The following is an 18,631-nucleotide window of genomic DNA, read 5'->3' on the forward strand; positions in this document are numbered from 1 at the left end:
AGGTTTCAATGTTCTTCGGCCGGTGTGTTGGGCAGAGTCCGGGTACGCAGCATGGTGGCGAGCAGGCCGCTGGCCACGATCACGCCCATGCCGGCCCAGCCCAACAACGGGATCTGGTCACCAAACAGCACCAGGCTGTAGAAGGCGCCGAACACAATGCCGGAATACTGCAAATTCGCCACCAGCAGCGTCGAGCCGCGGCTGTAAGCGCGTGTCATGCACCACTGGCCCAGGGCACCGAGCACGCCAATCGGGATCAGCCAGATGGTGCTTTGCCAACGCACCGCCGTCCAGGGGGTCAGTCCTGTGAAGGCGATGCCGACCAGGCCCACCAGGGCCGAGCCGAGGGAAAAATAGAACACCGTGCGCCCCTCCGGTTCGCCGATTTTGCCGAGCGCCGTGACTTGCATGTAAGCCAGCGCAGCACCGAGCCCCGAGAGCAGGCCAATCAAGCCGGCAAACAACTGGTTTTGATCCAGCGTGGGCCTGAGCATCATCACGACGCCGACGAATCCCAACAGCACGGTCGCCATGAGAGACCCCTGGCGCTGCGCCTGGCCGTACAGCAGTGCGCCACCCACAATGAACGCCGCTACCCAGACCCCGCTCATGTAGTTGAGCGTCATGGCGGTGGCCAGCGGCAGGTGCGCGATGGCATAAAACCAGGCGCCCAGCGACAACACCCCAATGAAGCTGCGCCAGGCGTGCATCATCGGTACCGGCGTGCGCAGTGGCGTGCCACGCGCCCGCATCACCAGCGCCATGAAAACTACGCTCACGACGCCGCGGTAAAACACCAGTTCAAACAGGTTGAAGTCATTTGATGCGATCTTGATGCCCACCGCCATGGTGGCAAAAAAGAACGACCCCCAAATCATCCAGAGTGCTTGCATAGCGTGATGTTTTAAAATAGGGCTCTAGCCCCCGTGTAATGGGCGCAAGTAGCTATAAAAATAATAGTAACTATCTAATCAGGCTGAGCGCTCATGCGACGCCGGTACCAGTCGTGGAACTGCTGCATGCCGTCTTCCATCGGGCTCTGGTACGGACCAACCTCGTTGTCGCCGCGCTGCATCAGGGCCCGCCGGCCAGCGTCCATGCGTTCGCCAATCTCGTCGTCTTCCAGGCAGGTTTCCATGTAGGCGGCCTGCTGCGCCTCGACAAACTCGCGCTCAAAGGCCTGGATTTCTTCCGGGTAATAGAACTCGACCTTGTTCAGGGTCTTGCCGACCCCCATCGGGTGCAGGGTCGAGACCGTCAGCACATGCGGATACCACTCGACCATGATGTGCGGGTAGTAGGTGAGCCAGATCGCGCCTTGTTTGGGCAGCGCGCCGTTGCGGTAGGCGTTGAGGGCATCTTGCCAGCGCTGGTAGACCGGGCTGCCGGCCTTGCTGCGCGGGGTGGTCACGCCGGCGCCCAGGCCGACGGTCTGCACCGAGTAGTTTTCCTTGAACTCCCAGCGCAAGTCATCGCAGGTGACAAAACCACCCAGACCGGGGTGGAACGGGCCAACGTGGTAGTCCTCCAGATAGACCTCGATGAAGGTTTTCCAGTTGTAGTTGCACTCGTGCAACTCCACTTTGTCGAGCACAAAACCCGCGAAGTCCAGGTCGGCGCGCGGGCCCATGCCGGCCAGGTCGGCAGCAATGTCGCGGCCGTTGTCTTCAAACAGCAGACCGTTCCATTCTTTGAGCGGGTAGTTGTTCAGGTTCAGGCACGGGTCGTGCGGGAAGTGCGGCGCGCCCAGCAACGTGCCGGCCGGTTGTGCGCCGCTGGCGCTGTAGGTCCAACGGTGCAAGGGACACACGATGTTGCCGGCGGCTGCACCCGGATGCGTCACGTCCACCGAACCGCGCCCTTGCAGCATCACGGCCTGCCGATGTCGGCAGACGTTGGAAATGAGCTCAATGCCTTGCGGCGTGTGGATCAGGGCACGCCCCTGCCCCTCGTGCGCCAGCGTGGCATAGTCGCCCACCTCGGGCACACTCAGCCGGTGCCCGACATAGCGTGGGCCCGGCTGGAACAAGGTTTGCAGTTCGCGCTGGTACAGCGCTTCGTCAAAGTAGCTTGAAACTGGTAGTTGGCCGGTGGCCTGCTGCAGTTGAAGACTTAAATCAGACATCCGTCGGACCTAAAGACTCCCCACAGGGAGATGCGCCAAAGCGCGGTAAAAATAAACCGGCAAGGGCCGGTTGAGAATACAAATTGTACCTGCCGAGCAATTTTTGACCGGCCATGGCCGGACCGCTCAGCGCGGTTTTAGAGTCTTGTCTGAGCGGTTTTGTCGGCATGGGAAGCCCCCACAACGGCCAAACGCCTAAAATCGGTCGTTTTATCTACGAAATTACCCTGACCTCATGGCGTCGACTCCCAAACCCGTTTCAAGTGCCCCGGCCAGTTTTGAGGCCGCCCAGCAAGAACTGGAGCAGCTGGTGGCCCGGCTGGAGTCGGGCGAATTGCCGCTGGACCAGCTGTTGAGCCAGTACCAGCGCGGCGCCGAGTTGCTCAAGTTTTGCCGGGACCGGCTGGAAGCGGTTGAAAGCCAGATCAAGGTACTTGATCAAGGCACGCTTAAATCATGGACGCCCGAGTGAGCGGCCGCGCCACCTTTGACCTGGGCGTCTGGAGCGCGGCGCATCTGCAGCGCGTTGAGCAGGCGCTGGAGCGCTGGGTCAGCGCCGATGCCGCCACTGATGCCGAAGGTGGCGCCCCGGCTGAGCTCATTGCCGCCATGCGCTACGCGGTGCTGGACGGCGGCAAACGTCTGCGTCCCTTGCTGGTACTGGCGGCGGCGCAAGCGGCGCAGTCGGCCAGTGGCGAGCGATCGGACGCCACGAGCACGCCTGAAGTGGCACTGCGCGCCGCCTGTGCGGTGGAACTGATTCACGCCTATTCGCTGGTGCATGACGACCTGCCGTGCATGGACAACGATGTGTTGCGCCGGGGCAAAGCCACGGTGCACGTCAAATTTGGCGAGGCCAGCGCCCTGCTCGCCGGAGACGCCTTGCAGGCGATGGCCTTTGAGTTGTTGACGCCTGACGATGACGCCATCCCGGACCGCCAGCAGGCCGCCCTGTGCCGTTTGCTGGCGCGCGCGGCAGGCAGCTCTGGCATGGCCGGTGGCCAGGCGATTGATCTGGCCAGCGTCGGCGTGGCACTCACGGAGCGCCAGTTGCGCCAGATGCACCGCCTCAAGACCGGTGCCTTGTTGCAGGCCAGCGTGATGATGGGCGCTGCGTGCGGCGATGTATCAAGCCAGGCCAAGGACGCGCTGATGTCGTATGGCGCCGCGATCGGCCTGGCGTTTCAGGTGGTGGACGACATGCTCGATGTGACCGCCGACTCGGCAACGCTGGGCAAAACGGCCGGCAAGGACGCCGATCAGGACAAGCCGACCTTTGTGTCACTGTTGGGCTTGGAGCGTGCTGGCGTTTATGCCCAGGAGTTGCTGGCCCAGGCGCTGGCGGCGCTGGCCCGCAGTGGCTTGCCTGAGACGCAGGCACTGCAGGGTCTGGCCCAGCGGCTGGTCAACCGATCGTGTTGATTATAATAAATATTAGGTAAATTAGCCCCTGGCCCTTATGTAATAAGCGCTAATAGCTATTAAAAACAGAGCATATGTCACATAATTCGTATCCCTTGCTGCACACCATCAATGACCCCGCTGACCTGCGGCTCGTGCCGCGCGCACAGTTGGGCGCGCTGGCCGACGAGTTGCGGGCTTACTTGCTTGACAGCGTTGCCAAAACCGGGGGGCACCTGAGCTCCAACCTGGGCACGGTTGAGCTGACAGTGGCGTTGCACTATGTGTTCAACACGCCGCATGACCGGGTGGTGTGGGATGTGGGCCACCAGACCTACCCCCACAAAATTTTGACCGGTCGGCGCGAGCGCATGGCCACGCTGCGTCAGTTCGGTGGTTTGAGTGGTTTCCCGCAGCGCGGTGAGAGTGAATACGACGACTTTGGCACCGCGCATTCCAGCACGTCGATATCAGCCGCTTTGGGCATGGCGCTGGCGGCCAAAATAAAGGGTGAAGATCGCCACGCCATTGCCGTGATTGGCGACGGCGCGCTGACCGCCGGTATGGCGTTTGAAGCGCTCAACAACGCCGGGGTCGCCGACTGCAACTTGCTGGTCATCCTGAACGACAACGACATGAGCATCAGCCCACCGGTGGGCGCGCTCAACAGGCACCTGGCCAAGCTCATGAGCGGCCAGTTTTATGCTGCCGCCAAAAATGTGGGCAAGACCGTACTCAAAGGGGCGCCGCCGCTGTTTGAGCTGGCCAAGCGCCTGGAAGAAAGCGCCAAAGGCATGGTGGTGCCAGCGACCCTGTTCGAGAAATTTGGCTTCAATTACATCGGCCCGATCGATGGCCATGACCTCGACGCCTTGGTCCCCACGCTGGAGAACATCAAGCACCTCAAAGGTCCGCAGTTTTTGCATGTGGTGACCAAAAAAGGGCAGGGCTACAAGCTGGCCGAAGCCGACCCGGTGGCCTACCACGGCCCCGGCAAGTTTGACCCGGCGGTTGGTCTGCAGGCGCCTGCTACCAGCCCGAAGCAAACCTTCACCCAGGTGTTTGGTCAGTGGCTGTGCGACATGGCGGCCTTTGATTCGCGGCTGGTGGGCATCACGCCCGCCATGCGCGAGGGTTCCGGTATGGTGGAGTTTGAGCAGCGATTTCCGCAGCGTTTCTTTGACGTGGGCATTGCCGAGCAGCATGCGGTGACCTTTGCCGCGGGACTGGCCTGTGAGGGTTTGAAGCCGGTGGTGGCGATTTATTCCACCTTTTTGCAGCGCGGCTACGACCAGCTGATCCACGACGTGGCGATTCAAAACCTGCCAGTGGTCTTTGCGCTGGATCGCGCTGGCCTGGTGGGGGCCGATGGGGCCACCCATGCCGGCGCTTATGACATCCCATTTTTGCGCTGCATTCCCAACGTCAGCGTGGCCTGTCCGGCCGATGAGAACGAATGCCGGCAGTTGCTCAGCACTGCGTTTTCGCAGAATAGCCCGGTAGCCGTGCGTTATCCGCGCGGTGCCGGTGCCGGTACAGCCGTCCAGGCGGGCTTGGACCCCTTGCCGTTTGGCCAAGGTGAAATCCGGCGCATGGGCAGCGGTGTCGCTATTTTGGCCTTTGGCACGCTCCTGTACCCGGCGTTGCAGGCGGCTGAAAAGCTCAACGCCACGGTGGTCAACATGCGCTGGGCCAAACCGCTGGATGTGGCGTTGCTGCTACAGGTGGCCGCCGGCCATGACGCGCTGGTGACAGTGGAAGAGGGCGCCATCATGGGTGGCGCTGGCAGTGCGGTGCTCGAAGCCCTGCACGCAGCGGGCGTTATCAAGCCTGTGCTGCAACTGGGCCTGCGCGATGAGTTCATTGAACATGGCGACCCGGCCAAACTGCTGGCGCTGCAGGGGCTCGACGCGGTCGGTATTCAGGCCTCTGTTGCCCAGCGTTTTGGGCCGCTGCTGCTGCCGGCGCGCCCGGCGCTCAAAGCCGTCGCCTGACCCGCTCGGCCGGCTGGCCGGCTGCGCGCCAACGAGTCGCGTGTGAATTGATGCACGCAAGGGGAAACCCCTGCCATTTCTGGTCACGCATGTTCCTACAATAGCTGTTGACTGTAATGGGTCATTGCCATGCATACCCGCATCGCGATAATTTCAATTCACAACTCTAGGAGTGAACCAAATGGATCGTCGTTCCGTAATCAAGCACGCAGGCATTGCCGGCGTGCTGGCCGTTGGTGCTGCGCCGGCCGTGCATGCACAAGGGGCCAATGTTCGCTGGCGTCTGGCTTCGAGCTTTCCGAAGTCGCTTGACACGATCTATGGCAGCGCAGAAATGTTTGCCAAGACCGTCAAGGCCCTGTCCGGCGGCAAGTTTGAAGTGTCCGTGCATGCGGCTGGCGAACTGATGCCGGCGTTTGGCGTCGTGGATGCCATCCAGAATGGCACGGTCGAGATGGCTCAGACGGCCTCTTACTATTTCACCGGCAAAGACCCCATCTTTGCCTTTGGCTGTGCCGTTCCCTTTGGCCTGACCGCGCGCCAGATGGATGCCTGGATGGAGCACGGCAATGGCCGCAAACTCATGGACGAGTTTTACGCCAAGTACAACATCAAGAGCCGCAGCGCGGGCAACACCGGCACGCAGATGGGCGGCTGGTACCGCAAGGAAATCAAGACGGTCAAGGATCTGCAGGGTCTCAAAATGCGCTTGGGCGGCGGACTCTTCGGCGAGGCCATGCAAAAGCTGGGTGTGGTGCCGCAGAACATGCCTGGCGGTGACGTGTACCAGGCCCTTGAAAAAGGCACGCTGGACGCCACTGAATTCGTAGGCCCCTACGATGATCAGAAGCTCGGCTTCAACAAGGTCGCGCCTTACTATTACTATCCCGGTTGGTGGGAAGGTGGCGCCGAGCTGGAGTTCTTCATCAATAGCAAGGCCTTTGCGGCACTGTCGCCGGAAAATCAGGCGATCGTTGAAGCGGCAACTGCCGTGGCAGCCCGCGACATGACGGCCAAGTACGATGCATTCAACCCGATTGCTTTGAAGAAGTTGGTTGCCGAAAAGACACAACTCAAGGCATTTTCGAAGGACATCATGGATGCCGGCTTCAAGGCGTCAATGGCAGTGTTTGCTGAGCACGAAGCCAAATCGCCCGAGTTCAAGAAGATTCACCAGGACATGCGTGCCTTCCAGCGTGACCAGCTGTTGTGGCTGCGTTTTTCTGAGTTCCGTTACGACAGCTACATGACCACGGTGAAGCTGTAAGTCTGGACGACCAGGCCGCGCGCTTCGCGCACTGGTTGCTTTGATTCTTATTTTGTCCGATGACATGTGCAATGCATGTCACCGGACATTTCTGTTTTCGGACCATGACATCACAGCTGTGCTGACAACGGCACACAGTTGACGTCAAATACCGTTCCTGGTGAGCTCGTCGAACCACCCCTTCGACAGGCTCAGGGCGAACGGGTTCATCAGTCGGGGCAGTCAGCCCCGGTGAGCTCCAAGTTGACAGCTTGTTGACAGCAAAAGGAGGGAAAACCCCCGCACCGCTTGTCGCGCATCTTTCTACAATTTTCATTGACTCTCATCGGTCGTCGCTGTGCTTACCGGCACGTCGGCATACTTTCTCAATACTCCAGGAGTGAACCTTATGGATCGTCGTTCTCTAATTAAACACGCCGGCATCGCCGGTGTACTGGCCGCCGGTGTGGCGCCGGCTGTGCACGCACAGGCCACCGTTCGCTGGCGTCTGGCTTCGAGCTTTCCGAAATCGCTGGACACTATTTATGGCTCGGCCGAAGTGTTTTCCAAGGCGGTCAGGGACATGTCTGGTGGCAAGTTCGAAGTGTCGGTGCATGCGGCTGGCGAGTTGATGCCGGCGTTTGGCGTGGTCGATGGCGTGCAAAACGGCACGGTGGAAATGTCGCACACGGCGCCGTACTACTTCTTCGGCAAGAACGAGGCCTTTGCCATCGGCGGTGCCATTCCTTTCGGCATGAACTCGCGCCAGCTCACGGCATGGGTGGTCGACGGCAACGGCGGCAAGTTGATGCGCGAGTTCTACGCCAAGTACAACATTGTCAACTTCATGGGTGGCAACACGGGCGCGCAGATGGGGGGCTGGTTCCGTAAGGAGATCAAATCGCCGGCTGACATCAAGGGTCTGAAATTCCGTGTAGGTGGCTTTGCCGGCAAGGTGATCGAGCGCATGGGCGGTGTGCCACAGAACATTCCTGGCGGAGAGATTTATCAGGCGCTGGAAAAGGGCACCATTGATGCGGCCGAATGGATCGGTCCGTACGATGACCAGAAGCTGGGCTTCAACAAGGTGGCGCCGTTCTACTATTACCCCGGCTGGTGGGAGGGGAGCCTGAACCTCGAGTTCTATGTGAATCAAAAAGCCTTCAATGCCTTGTCGAGCGAAAACAAGGCCATTGTGCAGGCAGCGACCTACGAGGCACATGTCACCACGCAGGCCCGCTACGACGCACGCAACCCCGGTGCGCTCAAACAGCTCGTCGCCGCCAAAACCAAGGTGCTGCCGTTCCCGCAAACCGTGCTGGATGCGTCGTTCAAGACAGCAATGGAACTGTACGCGGACCTGGAAAAGACCAACCCGGATTGGAAGAAAATTTACGACGATTACCGCAACTTCCAGCGTGACGAGATCCTCTGGTTCCGTTTTGCCGAGGGACGCTTCGACAGCTTCATGGCCTCCAAGAAGCTTTGAGCGGATGATGGCGCCACGCGCGCTGTCGATCTGATCGACCCGCCAGGTTCGTCCGGCGGGTTTTTTTTCGCTTGGGGCCCCGGCGTTTCAGTTTTTCTTCTCTGGCGTGTCGCCGAGCGAGTCCTGCAGCGCTTTCATCGGATCGTCGGCGGGTGCCGGATCGCTGCTTTCGGTCGGCGTCTCGCCACCGGTTGCGCCTGTCATGCCGGCGGTCGGGTCGAGCTGCTCCATTGCGTCCGGCATGCTTGCTTCCATTTGCAGGCGGATCTTGTCGAGGTCGTACACCACCTTCTTGTCGAGGCCGCTTGAGACGATGCCGGGGAAGGCAATGATGGTGCCGACCATGATGATCTGGATGATCACGAACGGAATGGCACCCCAGTAGATTTGCATGGTGGTGACCGGCTGGATCAGCTTCTTGGTGAGCTTGTCGGTGTATTCTTTGGCGGGCGCCACGCTGCGCAGGAAGAACAAGGCAAAGCCAAAGGGCGGATGCATAAATGAGGTCTGCATGTTCACGGCCAGCAACACGCCGAACCAGATCAGGTCAATGCCCATCTTCTCGGCCACTGGAGCCAGCAAGGGCACGACGATGAAAGAGAGTTCAAAGAAATCCAAGAAAAACGCCAGAAAGAAAATCAGCAGGTTGACCACAATCAGAAAGCCTAACTGTCCACCGGGAACCGAGGTCAACAGGTGTTCCACCCATCTGGAGCCATCGACCCCTTGAAACACCAGGCTGAAGACGGTGGAGCCGACCAGGATGAACAGCACAAAGCTGGAGAGTTTGGTGGTGGCGCTCAGGGCTTGTTTGAGCAGTTTCATGCTCAGACGCCCCCGGCTCATGGCCATGAGCAATGCGCCCATCGCCCCCATGGCCCCGCCTTCGGTGGGGGTGGCCACGCCCAGAAAAATCGTGCCCAGCACCAGAAAAATCAGCAGCAGCGGGGGGATCAGCACAAAAGTCACGCGCTCCGCCATGCGTGAGAGCAGGCCCATGCGGGTGACCTTGTTGATGATCGCGATCACAAATGCCAGCATCACGCCAGCGCAAAGCGACACCACAATGGTTTCGTCCGTCGCCACGTTCAGCGCGGTTTCGCCCTTGAACCAGCTTAAGACTTGCGCGTAGTGTTGCCCGAGGTACACCGCCACCGCTGTCGACACGATGGTCAGAATCAACAGAGAGCGCATGCCGCTGCCGCCATTGTCTTCGCGGATCGTGCGGGCCTCAAGCGGTAATGCGGGTACCCAGTTCGGTCGAATGAAGGTCAAAAGGACCACATAGCCGAAATAAAGGGCGGTGAGGGCAAAGCCGGGGATGAACGCACCTTTGTACATGTCACCAACGCTGCGACCGAGCTGGTCCGCCAGAATGATCAGCACCAGCGAGGGCGGGATGATCTGTGCCAGCGTGCCCGATGCCGCAATCGCGCCGGCGGCGACCCGGCGGTCATAGCCATAGCGCAACATGATCGGTAAGGAAATCAGGCCCATCGAAATCACGGAAGCGGCCACCACACCGGTGGTTGCGGCCAGCAGGGCACCGACAAAAATCACGGCAAAGGCCAAGCCACCGCGCAGCGGGCCAAACAACTGGCCAATGGTGTCGAGCAAGTCCTCGGCCATGCCACTTCGCTCCAGTATCAGCCCCATCAGCGTGAAGAACGGAATGGCCAGCAGCGTGTCGTTTTGCATGATGCCGAAGATGCGTAGCGGCAGGGCCTGCAGTAGCGCCTCGGGCAGGAGGCCCAGTTCGATCCCCACAAAGCCAAAGAACAGACCACAGGCGCCCAGGCTGAACGCCACCGGAAAACCCAGCAGCAAGAAGACAATGAGCCCCCCGAACATGATGGGGGCAAAATTGTTGGTTAGAAATTCCATGTGTCTCTCCGGGGTCAGGCCGCGTTGGCTTTGGCAGCTTTTTCTTCAGCCAGCTTTTGAATCGCCTCAGCCAACTCTTCTTCTGCGGTCTTTTCCACTTTTTTGTGCGTGGGATCTTCAATCAGGCCCTGCAAGAAAGCCAGGCGCTTGATCAGCTCGGACCAGCCTTGCAGCAGCAGCAAACCAAAGCCAAGTGGAATCATGGCGTACACCGGCCAGCGAATCAGGCCACCGGCGTTGGAGGATATTTCGCCTGATTGATAGCCGTTGAGAAAGAAGGGAAAACCGAACCACAGAATGGCAACACAAAATGGCGTCAGGAAAAAAACCAGACCGAACACATCGATCCACATTTGCGTGCGCTTGGACCAGCGGCTATAGATGACGTCGATCTTGACGTGTTCGCCGCTGAGCAGTGTGTAGCCTGCGGCCAGCAGAAATGCCGCTGCAAACAAGTACCACTGCACTTCAAGATAGGCATTGGAGCTCATGTTGAACGCCTTGCGGACAATGGCGTTGATGGCGCTGATGACTGTGGCGGCGAAAATTAGCCAGATCACATTTCTGCCAATCAGGCCGTTCAGCCAGTCGACGGCTTTCGAGAGTTTTAGAAGCGCACGCATGGGGTCCCCATCATTAGAAAAATAAAAAAGACAGCCTGCAGCCATGCAAAGCAAGGTCTTGCAGAATGATCAATTTCAACGTTAGAGCGTAACGTGCTGAAACTGAAATAAACCTGACGATTTTGCCTATTTTTACATAGGGTAAACACTAGCGATTTGGCTGGTCAGTCGGGTGAGACTTATCCTGGCGATAGTCCCACCAGGGCAATACCCGGCGCATCGACAACACCTCGCCACTTTGCAGGGCCGCGTAGCCGGTAATCGTGGCCACCTCACTTTTCCAGGCGGGTGTTTGCAACAGATGCAATAAGGCCTGAATGCCGGGTTGTAACAGCGCGGACTTGAGGCACACCAGGTGGTAGCGTTCATCGGCCAGGGGAACAAAATCCAAGCCCGCTCGCTGCGCCGCTGCGGCGATGCCGAGCCCGGCATCACATTGACCGGCAGCCACGGCCTGCGCGACTGCTGCATGGGACGGCTCGGTGTGGTCATTGCTGATGATGTCAACGGCCATCAGCCGGGCTTGGATGAGCAGTTCATCCAGCACCACGCGGGTGCCGCTGCCTAAACTGCGGGCGGCAAAGCGGGCGCGCTGGTCGGCCAGGTCTTGCAGCGAGCGCAGACCCAGCGGATTGCCCTTGGCGACCATCAACCCCTGGGTGCGCTGCGCAAAGCCGATGATTTTGTGTTGACCCGGTTGCAGCAACGGCTTGTAGGTTCGCTCGGTCAATGTTTTTTTGCCGGTCCCCAGCAGGGTGTGAAAACCCGCCATCACGCAGCGGCCTTCGTTCAGGGCCCGGATCGCATCGACACTGCCGGTGAAGCGGATGTCCAGGTGCAGGCGGCGGGCATCAGGCCGTGCGCTGGCATCTGACGGGCCGCGCAGGGCATGCTCGCGCAAGGCGGACAGCGCGTCATCATGGCTGGCGTAAAGCGTCACCACATGCACGCTGTCATCAAAGGCCAGCGCGTAGCTGCGCTCCAGCTCGGCGCGCAGGGCCTCGATCTGTGGTGCCAGCCGTGCCTGTGCCTGGCGCTCGGCCCACATCAGTTTGTTGCCAAAGTCGGTGAGGCGGGCTGATTGGCCTTTTTCCCAGACCACCAGTTCATTGCCCAGTTCGTTTTCCCAGCGCTTGAGTTCGCCCCAGACGTGGCGGTAACTCAAGCCCAGCGCGCGGGCGCCGCCAGAGATCGAGCCTTGGTTGCTCACCGCTTGCAGCAAATCGATCAAAGGGTTGCGCACCAGTGCCGGGCTGCTGTCGCGTGACAGGGTGTAGTGGAATTGAAGCCTATGCACGGTGGTTCATATCGTCAGTGAATGATTCGGTGGCTACGATACCGCAACTTATGACCACCTTCACCGACAGCGCGGCGACGGCGCTGCAACTGATCACTTCATTGGATTCGGAACTGCTCACTATTGTGGGCCGGTCCTTGTCCGTCAGTGCCACCGCTTGCGCCATTGCCTGCTGCTTTGGGTTGGTGTTGGGCGCCTGGCTGGGCGTCGCCCGCTTTGCCGGGCGGGGCGCGCTGCTGACGCTGCTGAACACTTTTTTGGCCGTGCCCTCCGTGGTGGTGGGCTTGGTGATTTACCTGCTGTTGTCGCGCACCGGACCACTGGGCTACTTGGGCTGGCTGTTCAGTTTCAAGGCGATGGTGCTGGCGCAAGCCGTGTTGGTGCTGCCCATCGTGACGGCTCTGACGCGACAGGCGGTGGAAGATGCCCAGAGCTTGCATGGCGAGCAACTGCAGTCGCTGGGTGCGCGGCCCTTGATGCGCAGCCTGCTGCTGGCCTGGGACGAGCGCTATGCCTTGCTCACGGTGCTGATTGCGTCCTTTGGCCGGGCGGTCTCTGAAGTGGGCGCGGTGATGATTGTGGGCGGCAATATCGATGGCTTTACCCGTGTCATGACGACCGCCATTGCCCTGGAAACCAGCAAGGGCGATCTGCCGCTGGCGCTGGGCCTGGGGCTGATTTTGATCAGCGTGGTGCTGCTGCTCAATGTGCTGATTGCGCTGCTGCGTCGGTGGCGCGAAGTGCAAGAGGCCGGCGCCGCACCGGTAGCGCCGCTGGGGGTGGCCGTTTGAAATTGGATTTTCTATCGGTCAACGAAACGCCTGCCGCTGTCGGTCAGGCTTCTGGCCGACATGTCAAGCTGAAACCTGACCGACAAGTTGATCGGAAAGAACTGCTGCCCCCGGTGTTCGGTTTGGCCGCGGCCAGCGTGCATTTTGGCCGTCCCGCCAACGCAGTTCGGGCCCTGTCGGAGGTCACTTTGATGATCCACCCGGGTGAGCGTGTGGCGCTGGTGGGGGCCAACGGCTGCGGCAAAAGCACGCTGCTGCGTTTGCTGCATGGCTTGGCGACGCCGACAGCGGGCCAGGTGTTCTGTGGCGGCGACATGCGCCAAGCCATGCTGTTTCAAAAACCGCATCTGTTGCGCCTGTCAGTGCAAAGCAATGTTGCCCTGGGTCTGTGGCTGCGCGGCGCCTCGTGGCGCGAGGCCAAAGTGGCTGCCCTGGCGGCGCTGACGCGGGTCGGCTTGGCCGAGCTGGCGGGGCGCAACGCCCGCCAATTGTCAGGCGGCCAGCAGCAGCGTGTCGCCATGGCGCGGGCCTGGGCTTTGAGACCGCAGGTGTTGTTGCTTGATGAGCCTACCGCCAGCCTGGACCCGCACGCCAAGCGCGAAGTGGAGGCGCTGATTGAAGAGTTTGCCAGCGGGTCAGGTGCCATGACGCTCATTTTTGCCAGCCACAACCTGGGCCAGGTCAAGCGGCTGGCGAGCCGGGTGATTTACCTGGAGCAGGGCCGGGTGCTGGCTGATTTACCGGTGGAAGATTTTTTTAGCGGACCGTTGCTGCAACAGCAGTACCCGGCGGCCCATTTGTTTGTCAAAGGAGAATTGGTATGAAAACCGTAGAATATTTTAAGTCTTTTAGGCCTCTGGCCCTCGTGCATTATGCGCTTACAGCTACTATTTTCGTAGCGTCCGTGAGTTTGCCTGTGAGGGCTCAATCGCCATCGATTGTGGTGGCCTCCACCACCTCGACCGAGCAGTCGGGTCTGTTTGCGTACCTGCTGCCTGAGTTCAAAAGGGCCAGCGGCATCGACGTGAAAGTGGTGGCACTGGGCACTGGCCAGGCCATCGACCTGGGCCGCCGGGGTGATGCCGATGTGCTGTTTGTGCATGACAAGGTGGCTGAAGAAAAAGCGGTGGCTGAGGGCTTTGCCGTCAAGCGCTTGGAAGTGATGTACAACGACTTTGTGCTGGTTGGACCCGCCAGCGATCCCATCAAAGTCAAAGGTAACGATGTGGTCGAAGCGCTCAAAAAGATCTCCGCCGCCAATGGCGCCTTCATCTCGCGCGGCGACAAGAGCGGCACCCACGCGGCTGAACTGCGCTTCTGGAAGATGGCCGATCTGGCCGACAAGCCAGGTAGCGGCTACCAGTCTTGCGGCTGCGGTATGGGCCCGGCGCTCAATATGGCCTCCAGCAGCAACGCCTATGCGCTGACCGACCGTGGCACCTGGCTCAATTTCAAGAACCGGGGTGACCTGAAAGTGCTGGTGGAGGGTGACAAGCGTTTGTTCAACCAATACGGCGTGATGCTGGTCAATCCGGCGAAACACCCGCACGTCAAGGCGGCTGACGGCCAGAAATTTGTCGACTGGCTGACATCACCCGCCGGGCAAGGCGTGATCGCCAGCTACAAGATTGGCGGCGAGCAACTGTTTTTCCCGAATGCGGTGAAGTGAGGGCAGTTTAAGCCCAGCTGACGGGCTGGGCGCGATGCTGCTCAGGGCGACACAGCCAGCGCTGTCCTGGCAGCGGCCAGATCCCAGCCGGCCCAGCCGCAACTTTTGAACAGCACCGGGCCCTTGACCGCAAAGGCCTCAGATCGAATCACGTCAGCCAGATTGGCAAACCGGGCCACATCGAGCCCGGCCTGCAGCAGGTCGCCAGCCTCGTGTGCGGCATCCGTCGTGTCCACCACCAGCGTGCCTTGCTCGGCCACATAGCGGCACAGCTCTGGCGCCAACTCCACCATCTTTGGCGTGAACGCGCCCACGGCGGCAATAAAGGCGTCGATGCGCGGCAGGGCGCTGAGCACCACGCCGCTGGCCGGGGTGCAGGTGACAACCAGCGGGCACTCACTCAGCGCCGCATTGGCGTTCGTGACCACGCGCGCCTGCAGGCTCAGCGATTGCGCGTGCGTTGCCAGCGCGTGCGCACTGGCCGCGCTGCGTGAGGCAATCACGACCTCCTTGACGGCCAAGCCTTCGGCAAAGGCTTCCAGATGGGCCTTGCCTTGCACGCCTGCGCCCACGATCAGCAGGGGCCCGTGGGTGTTGGGCGCGAGCCGTTGGGCCGCCAGCAAGGACACGGCGGCGGTGCGCCGCGCGGTCACCGTTGGGCCATCCAGGATCAATTTGCGCTGGCCCGTTGCCACGTCAAACACCACCACGTCGCCCTGAATCGTCGCCAGGCCTCGCGCTGCGTTGGCCGGTGTGAAGGTGATGAGCTTGGTGATGGCGGTGCGGGCATCAATCGCGGGCATGACAAACAGGCAGCCGCCGCCGGGTAGGGGTTGCACCAAGCGCGGCGGCACCTGCACTGAAGGGTCGGCGAGAAGCAGAGCCAGTTCTCTGACCAGCTGCGGGTAGGGCAGACGGGCCGCCGTCTGGGCGGCGTCAAGCAGGGTCGTTGCGGTGGGTGTTGGGTAAGACGTTTGCATGGGTGAACTGTAGTGCTTCAGGCCACCAAGCCCGGATTGCGCAGCAGCACATACAGCGCCGTGCCGGCCAAAATGCTCAAGAGCGCGTGCCGACGCCACCATTGCAGGGCCACCACGGTAGCGACTGCCGCCAGTTCAGCCCACGGGCCAGACGGGTTTTGGCGGGCGCTGCCGACCAGCGTGTGCAACAGCAGCAGCGTCATGATAGCCAGCGGCAAAAAACGACCCAGCTTTTGCACCACGGGGTGACTTTGCAGCCAGCGCGCCGCCAGAAACGGCAAGGCGCGCAGACCAAAGGTAACAACGGTCATGGCCGCCAGAACACCCAGCGCGTAAGTTGTGTCGATCACGGTGCCACCTCTTTGGGTGCAGATGGGCGCCAGAACAGTCCGGCCAGCACGCTTAAGGCGATGGCAACCAGCAGCGCCTGTTGCGGGACCACGGCCTGGGCCACAGCGTAGCTCAGCACCGCCACCCACAGTGGCGCGGGCGTGTCGGCGCTGCGCCATTGCTCCACCGCCAGTACGGCAAACAGAGCCGCCAGGGCAAAGTCCAGCCCCACCAGTGGCACTTGGGCTTGGGTGCCGATCAGCGCCCCCAGCAGCGTGCCCAGCACCCACCAGCCCTGGTTCAGCAACGCCACCGCAACCATCTGGCGCGTGCTGGTGCCGCTCGGCAAGGTGGTCAGTACCGAGTAGGTTTCGTCCGTCAGGGCAAACACCAGGTACCAGCGCGCCCAGGGTTGAGCGGGCAGTCTGTCCAGCAGCGACAGGCCGTAGAACACATGGCGCAGGTTCACCACCAAGGTGGCCAGCGCGATGCTCGCCACCGGCAGGCCTAGGCTAAGCATCGGGATCATCATGAATTGCGCGGCACCGGCAAAGACGAAGATGCTGGCCAGCAGCGCCAGCCACCAGCTAGCCCCCGCTTGCACAAATAAGAACCCAAACACCATGCCCAGTGGGACATAGCCCATGGCCACGGGGATGGAGAGCGACAGCACGGAGATGGGTGGCGGCTGGGGGGCTTGCGTATTGTCAGAAGCGGTGGGCATGAAACAGGAACAATTGAGTGGGGTGGCCAGGTTGGATATTGTGACTGCCTGCGTCTGGATCACCCTGGCTGCTAGCGCATCCCTTGTAGAGTCGATGTGGTGCGCAGGATAATCATTTCAAACTACTGGAGAACCTGATGTCAAAGACCCCGAAAATCGCCGTTTTGCTCGCGGGCTGCGGCCACCTTGATGGCTCTGAGGTGCGCGAGGCGGTGCTGACCCTGCTGGCGCTGGATCAGCATGGCGCGGCGTTTCAGTGCATCGCGCCCAACGCGCCGCAATTCCATGTGATCAACCACATCACCGGTGAGCCGGTGGCAGGTGCGCAGCGCAACATTCTGGAAGAGTCCAGCCGCATCGCCCGCTTGGGTCAGTGTCTGGATTTGGCCAAGGCCAAGGTGGCGGACTATGACGCGCTGGTGATGCCGGGTGGCTACGGTGTGGCCAAAAACCATTGCTCGTTTGCCTTCAAGGGCGCAGATGCCGAAGTACGCCCTGACGTGGCGGCCTTTGTGCGTGGCTTTTTTGACGCCAAAAAACCGGTGGGGGCCATCTGTATTGCCCCTGCACTGGTGGCGCTGGCCTTGCGTCAAGCGGATGACAGCGCGACGCTGACCCTGGGGAACGATGCGGGTGTCGCCGCCGCCATGCAGCAGTTGGGCCAGAAGCACCAGAACACGCCAAACGCGCGCGAGATTGTGATTGATGAGGCGCACAAGCTCATCACCACGCCCGCCTACATGTTTGACGACGCGCGCCTGAGCGACGTGTTTGTCGGTATCGAGCGCTGTGTGGCTGAGGTGCTCAAGCGCATCTGAGGTCCAGTGCATCATGCTCCTGGCTCCAGAGCCTCCTGCATGAATGCGCGTTACTCGATTTATTTATAGTAAATCGGCCTCTAGCCCGCATGTAATAAGCGTTTGTAGCTATTAATTTGATATTTGTTTTCTGTCTGCCTGAAGCCGGCCGGGCTAACCCAGAATTGCCACACCCTTGATCTGCGCGTACACCGCCAGGCCGGGCACGAGCCCCAGCGTGTGCGCCGAACGAGCCGTGATGCGTGCCAGCAGGGCGCTGCCACCCACTTCCAGTGCGACCATCACCTGGCCTGGGCCGTCAGCCGAAAGAGCAAGCACCGAGGCGGGCAGGATGTTCAAAATGCTGGTGTCGGTTTGGCGTTGCAAAGTCAGGCTGGCATCACGCGCAGCGACCCGCACGCGCAAGGTTTGGCCGACGGCGGCGTTTTGACGCGGCACCACCAGATCAATACCGTCAAAACGGGTCAGTGTGAGGTGGTCGGCTTCATCATGGGAGACCACGCTGACGTGCAGCACGGCCCCGGCGCTGTCGCCGTGCGCCAATGACAAGTCCAGCCGCGTCAATAGCTCAGCCGTCGGCCCGTGCGCCGTGACCCGGCCCCTGTCCATCAGCGCCAGGTGGTCGGCCAGACGCGCTACTTCGTCAATCGCATGGGTGACGTAAATGACGGGGATATCCAGTGTGCGCTGCAGCCGCTCCAGGTAGGGCAGTATCTCGGCCTTGCGCGGCGCATCCAACGCGGCCATGGGCTCGTCCAGCAGCAGCAGGCGCGGGCTCGCAGCGAGCGCGCGGGCGATGGCCACACGTTGACGCTCTCCGCCCGAGAGTTCGTGCGGCCAGCGCTTGAGCAGGTGCGCAATGCCCAGCAGGTCCAGGGTGTGATCCCAGCCTCTGAAGCGCTCTGACAGGGGCGTGCGCTTGAAGCCGTACTGCAGGTTGTGTTGCACTGTGAGGTGGTCAAAGAGGCTGGCTTCCTGAAACACATAGCCCAGGGCGCGCTGGTGGATGGGTTTGAAGAACCTTTGCGCGCTGTCTTGCCACACCTCGCCTTGCACGCAGACGCGGCCCTGCGCCATGGGCTCCAAGCCAGCGAGCACCCGCAAGGCGGTGGTTTTGCCTGCGCCGGAGGGGCCAAACAGGGCGGTGATGCCACGCCCGGGCAGCTCCAGGTCCATGTCCAGGCGAAAGTCCGGGCGCTGCAGTGCCACTTGCAGGGTCAATCCTGATGTGTCCACTGCGCGCGGAGTTTGATGGCTCCC

The 18,631-nt window shown here is 61.0% G+C and carries 18 protein-coding genes; 9 read left to right on the top strand and 9 right to left on the bottom strand.

The features are described from left to right. Positions 1-5: 5 nt before the first annotated feature. Together GZ093_RS00785 and GZ093_RS00790 are read right to left on the bottom strand one after the other, a co-directional pair. A complete protein-coding gene (locus GZ093_RS00785; protein ID WP_296480694.1) occupies positions 6-893 on the bottom strand; it encodes a DMT family transporter in 888 nt (295 codons plus the stop codon). Positions 894-967: 74 nt separating this feature from the next. After that, on the bottom strand, positions 968-2,125 hold the full coding sequence (locus GZ093_RS00790; RefSeq protein ID WP_296480697.1) for an aromatic ring-hydroxylating dioxygenase subunit alpha: 1,158 nt from the start codon (positions 2,123-2,125) through the stop codon (positions 968-970). Positions 2,126-2,360: 235 nt separating this feature from the next. Here GZ093_RS00790 and xseB point away from each other — a divergent pair, with 235 nt between their 5' ends. The 5 genes from xseB (at position 2,361) to dctP (ending at position 8,255) form a co-directional block, all read left to right on the top strand. Beyond that, positions 2,361-2,597, top strand: coding sequence for an exodeoxyribonuclease VII small subunit (xseB, locus tag GZ093_RS00795; RefSeq protein WP_296480700.1), 237 nt, complete (start codon positions 2,361-2,363; stop codon positions 2,595-2,597). After that, positions 2,582-3,547, top strand: coding sequence for a polyprenyl synthetase family protein (locus GZ093_RS00800; protein ID WP_296480704.1), 966 nt, complete (start codon positions 2,582-2,584; stop codon positions 3,545-3,547). The genes xseB and GZ093_RS00800 overlap by 16 nt, the downstream gene beginning before the upstream one ends. 74 nt (positions 3,548-3,621) lie before the next feature. Next, on the top strand, positions 3,622-5,520 hold the full coding sequence (dxs, locus tag GZ093_RS00805) for a 1-deoxy-D-xylulose-5-phosphate synthase (protein ID WP_296480708.1): 1,899 nt from the start codon (positions 3,622-3,624) through the stop codon (positions 5,518-5,520). 181 nt (positions 5,521-5,701) lie between these two features. After that, positions 5,702-6,787: a TRAP transporter substrate-binding protein gene (locus GZ093_RS00810; RefSeq protein ID WP_296480711.1), complete on the top strand. Its 1,086-nt coding sequence runs from the start codon at positions 5,702-5,704 to the stop codon at positions 6,785-6,787. A gap of 388 nt (positions 6,788-7,175) precedes the next feature. Beyond that, positions 7,176-8,255, top strand: a complete 1,080-nt coding sequence (dctP, locus tag GZ093_RS00815) for a TRAP transporter substrate-binding protein DctP (RefSeq protein WP_296480713.1) — start codon at positions 7,176-7,178, stop codon at positions 8,253-8,255. A gap of 87 nt (positions 8,256-8,342) precedes the next feature. Here the strand turns inward: dctP and GZ093_RS00820 are convergent, their stop codons facing one another. The 3 genes from GZ093_RS00820 to GZ093_RS00830 form a co-directional block, all read right to left on the bottom strand. Next, positions 8,343-10,139, bottom strand: a complete 1,797-nt coding sequence (locus GZ093_RS00820; protein ID WP_296480716.1) for a TRAP transporter large permease subunit — start codon at positions 10,137-10,139, stop codon at positions 8,343-8,345. A gap of 14 nt (positions 10,140-10,153) precedes the next feature. Further along, positions 10,154-10,762, bottom strand: coding sequence for a TRAP transporter small permease subunit (locus GZ093_RS00825; RefSeq protein ID WP_296480719.1), 609 nt, complete (start codon positions 10,760-10,762; stop codon positions 10,154-10,156). Between the two features lie 148 nt (positions 10,763-10,910). Beyond that, on the bottom strand, positions 10,911-12,059 hold the full coding sequence (locus GZ093_RS00830; RefSeq protein ID WP_296480722.1) for a substrate-binding domain-containing protein: 1,149 nt from the start codon (positions 12,057-12,059) through the stop codon (positions 10,911-10,913). Positions 12,060-12,109: 50 nt separating this feature from the next. On the opposite strand from GZ093_RS00830, the gene GZ093_RS00835 reads away from it, so the two are divergent. The 3 genes from GZ093_RS00835 (at position 12,110) to GZ093_RS00845 (ending at position 14,519) form a co-directional block, all read left to right on the top strand. Next, the gene (locus tag GZ093_RS00835; RefSeq protein WP_296480725.1) at positions 12,110-12,850 is read left to right on the top strand and encodes an ABC transporter permease; all 741 of its coding nucleotides are present in this window, start codon (positions 12,110-12,112) and stop codon (positions 12,848-12,850) included. Positions 12,851-13,023: 173 nt separating this feature from the next. After that, positions 13,024-13,674, top strand: a complete 651-nt coding sequence (locus tag GZ093_RS00840; protein WP_296480880.1) for a phosphate ABC transporter ATP-binding protein — start codon at positions 13,024-13,026, stop codon at positions 13,672-13,674. Beyond that, complete coding sequence (locus tag GZ093_RS00845) at positions 13,671-14,519, top strand: extracellular solute-binding protein (RefSeq protein WP_296480727.1); 849 nt, start codon at positions 13,671-13,673, stop codon at positions 14,517-14,519. Before GZ093_RS00840 ends, GZ093_RS00845 begins: the two co-directional genes overlap by 4 nt. Positions 14,520-14,560: 41 nt before the next feature. Here the strand turns inward: GZ093_RS00845 and GZ093_RS00850 are convergent, their stop codons facing one another. From GZ093_RS00850 to GZ093_RS00860, 3 genes are read right to left on the bottom strand one after another with little or no spacing between them, the layout of a single operon-like run. Continuing rightward, the gene (locus tag GZ093_RS00850; protein ID WP_296480730.1) at positions 14,561-15,499 is read right to left on the bottom strand and encodes a delta(1)-pyrroline-2-carboxylate reductase family protein; all 939 of its coding nucleotides are present in this window, start codon (positions 15,497-15,499) and stop codon (positions 14,561-14,563) included. Between the two features lie 17 nt (positions 15,500-15,516). Beyond that, positions 15,517-15,849: an AzlD domain-containing protein gene (locus tag GZ093_RS00855; protein WP_296480733.1), complete on the bottom strand. Its 333-nt coding sequence runs from the start codon at positions 15,847-15,849 to the stop codon at positions 15,517-15,519. Further along, complete coding sequence (locus GZ093_RS00860; protein WP_296480736.1) at positions 15,846-16,553, bottom strand: AzlC family ABC transporter permease; 708 nt, start codon at positions 16,551-16,553, stop codon at positions 15,846-15,848. Before GZ093_RS00860 ends, GZ093_RS00855 begins: the two co-directional genes overlap by 4 nt. A gap of 137 nt (positions 16,554-16,690) precedes the next feature. On the opposite strand from GZ093_RS00860, the gene elbB reads away from it, so the two are divergent. Beyond that, complete coding sequence (gene elbB, locus GZ093_RS00865) at positions 16,691-17,371, top strand: isoprenoid biosynthesis glyoxalase ElbB (RefSeq protein ID WP_296480741.1); 681 nt, start codon at positions 16,691-16,693, stop codon at positions 17,369-17,371. 153 nt (positions 17,372-17,524) lie between these two features. On the opposite strand, the gene modC is transcribed toward elbB, so the two are convergent. Further along, on the bottom strand, positions 17,525-18,607 hold the full coding sequence (modC, locus tag GZ093_RS00870; protein WP_296480744.1) for a molybdenum ABC transporter ATP-binding protein: 1,083 nt from the start codon (positions 18,605-18,607) through the stop codon (positions 17,525-17,527). Positions 18,608-18,631 lie beyond the last annotated feature (24 nt).

Origin of the sequence: Rhodoferax sp., from assembly GCF_010365055.1 — a bacterium.
GTDB lineage: Bacteria > Pseudomonadota > Gammaproteobacteria > Burkholderiales > Burkholderiaceae_C > Rhodoferax.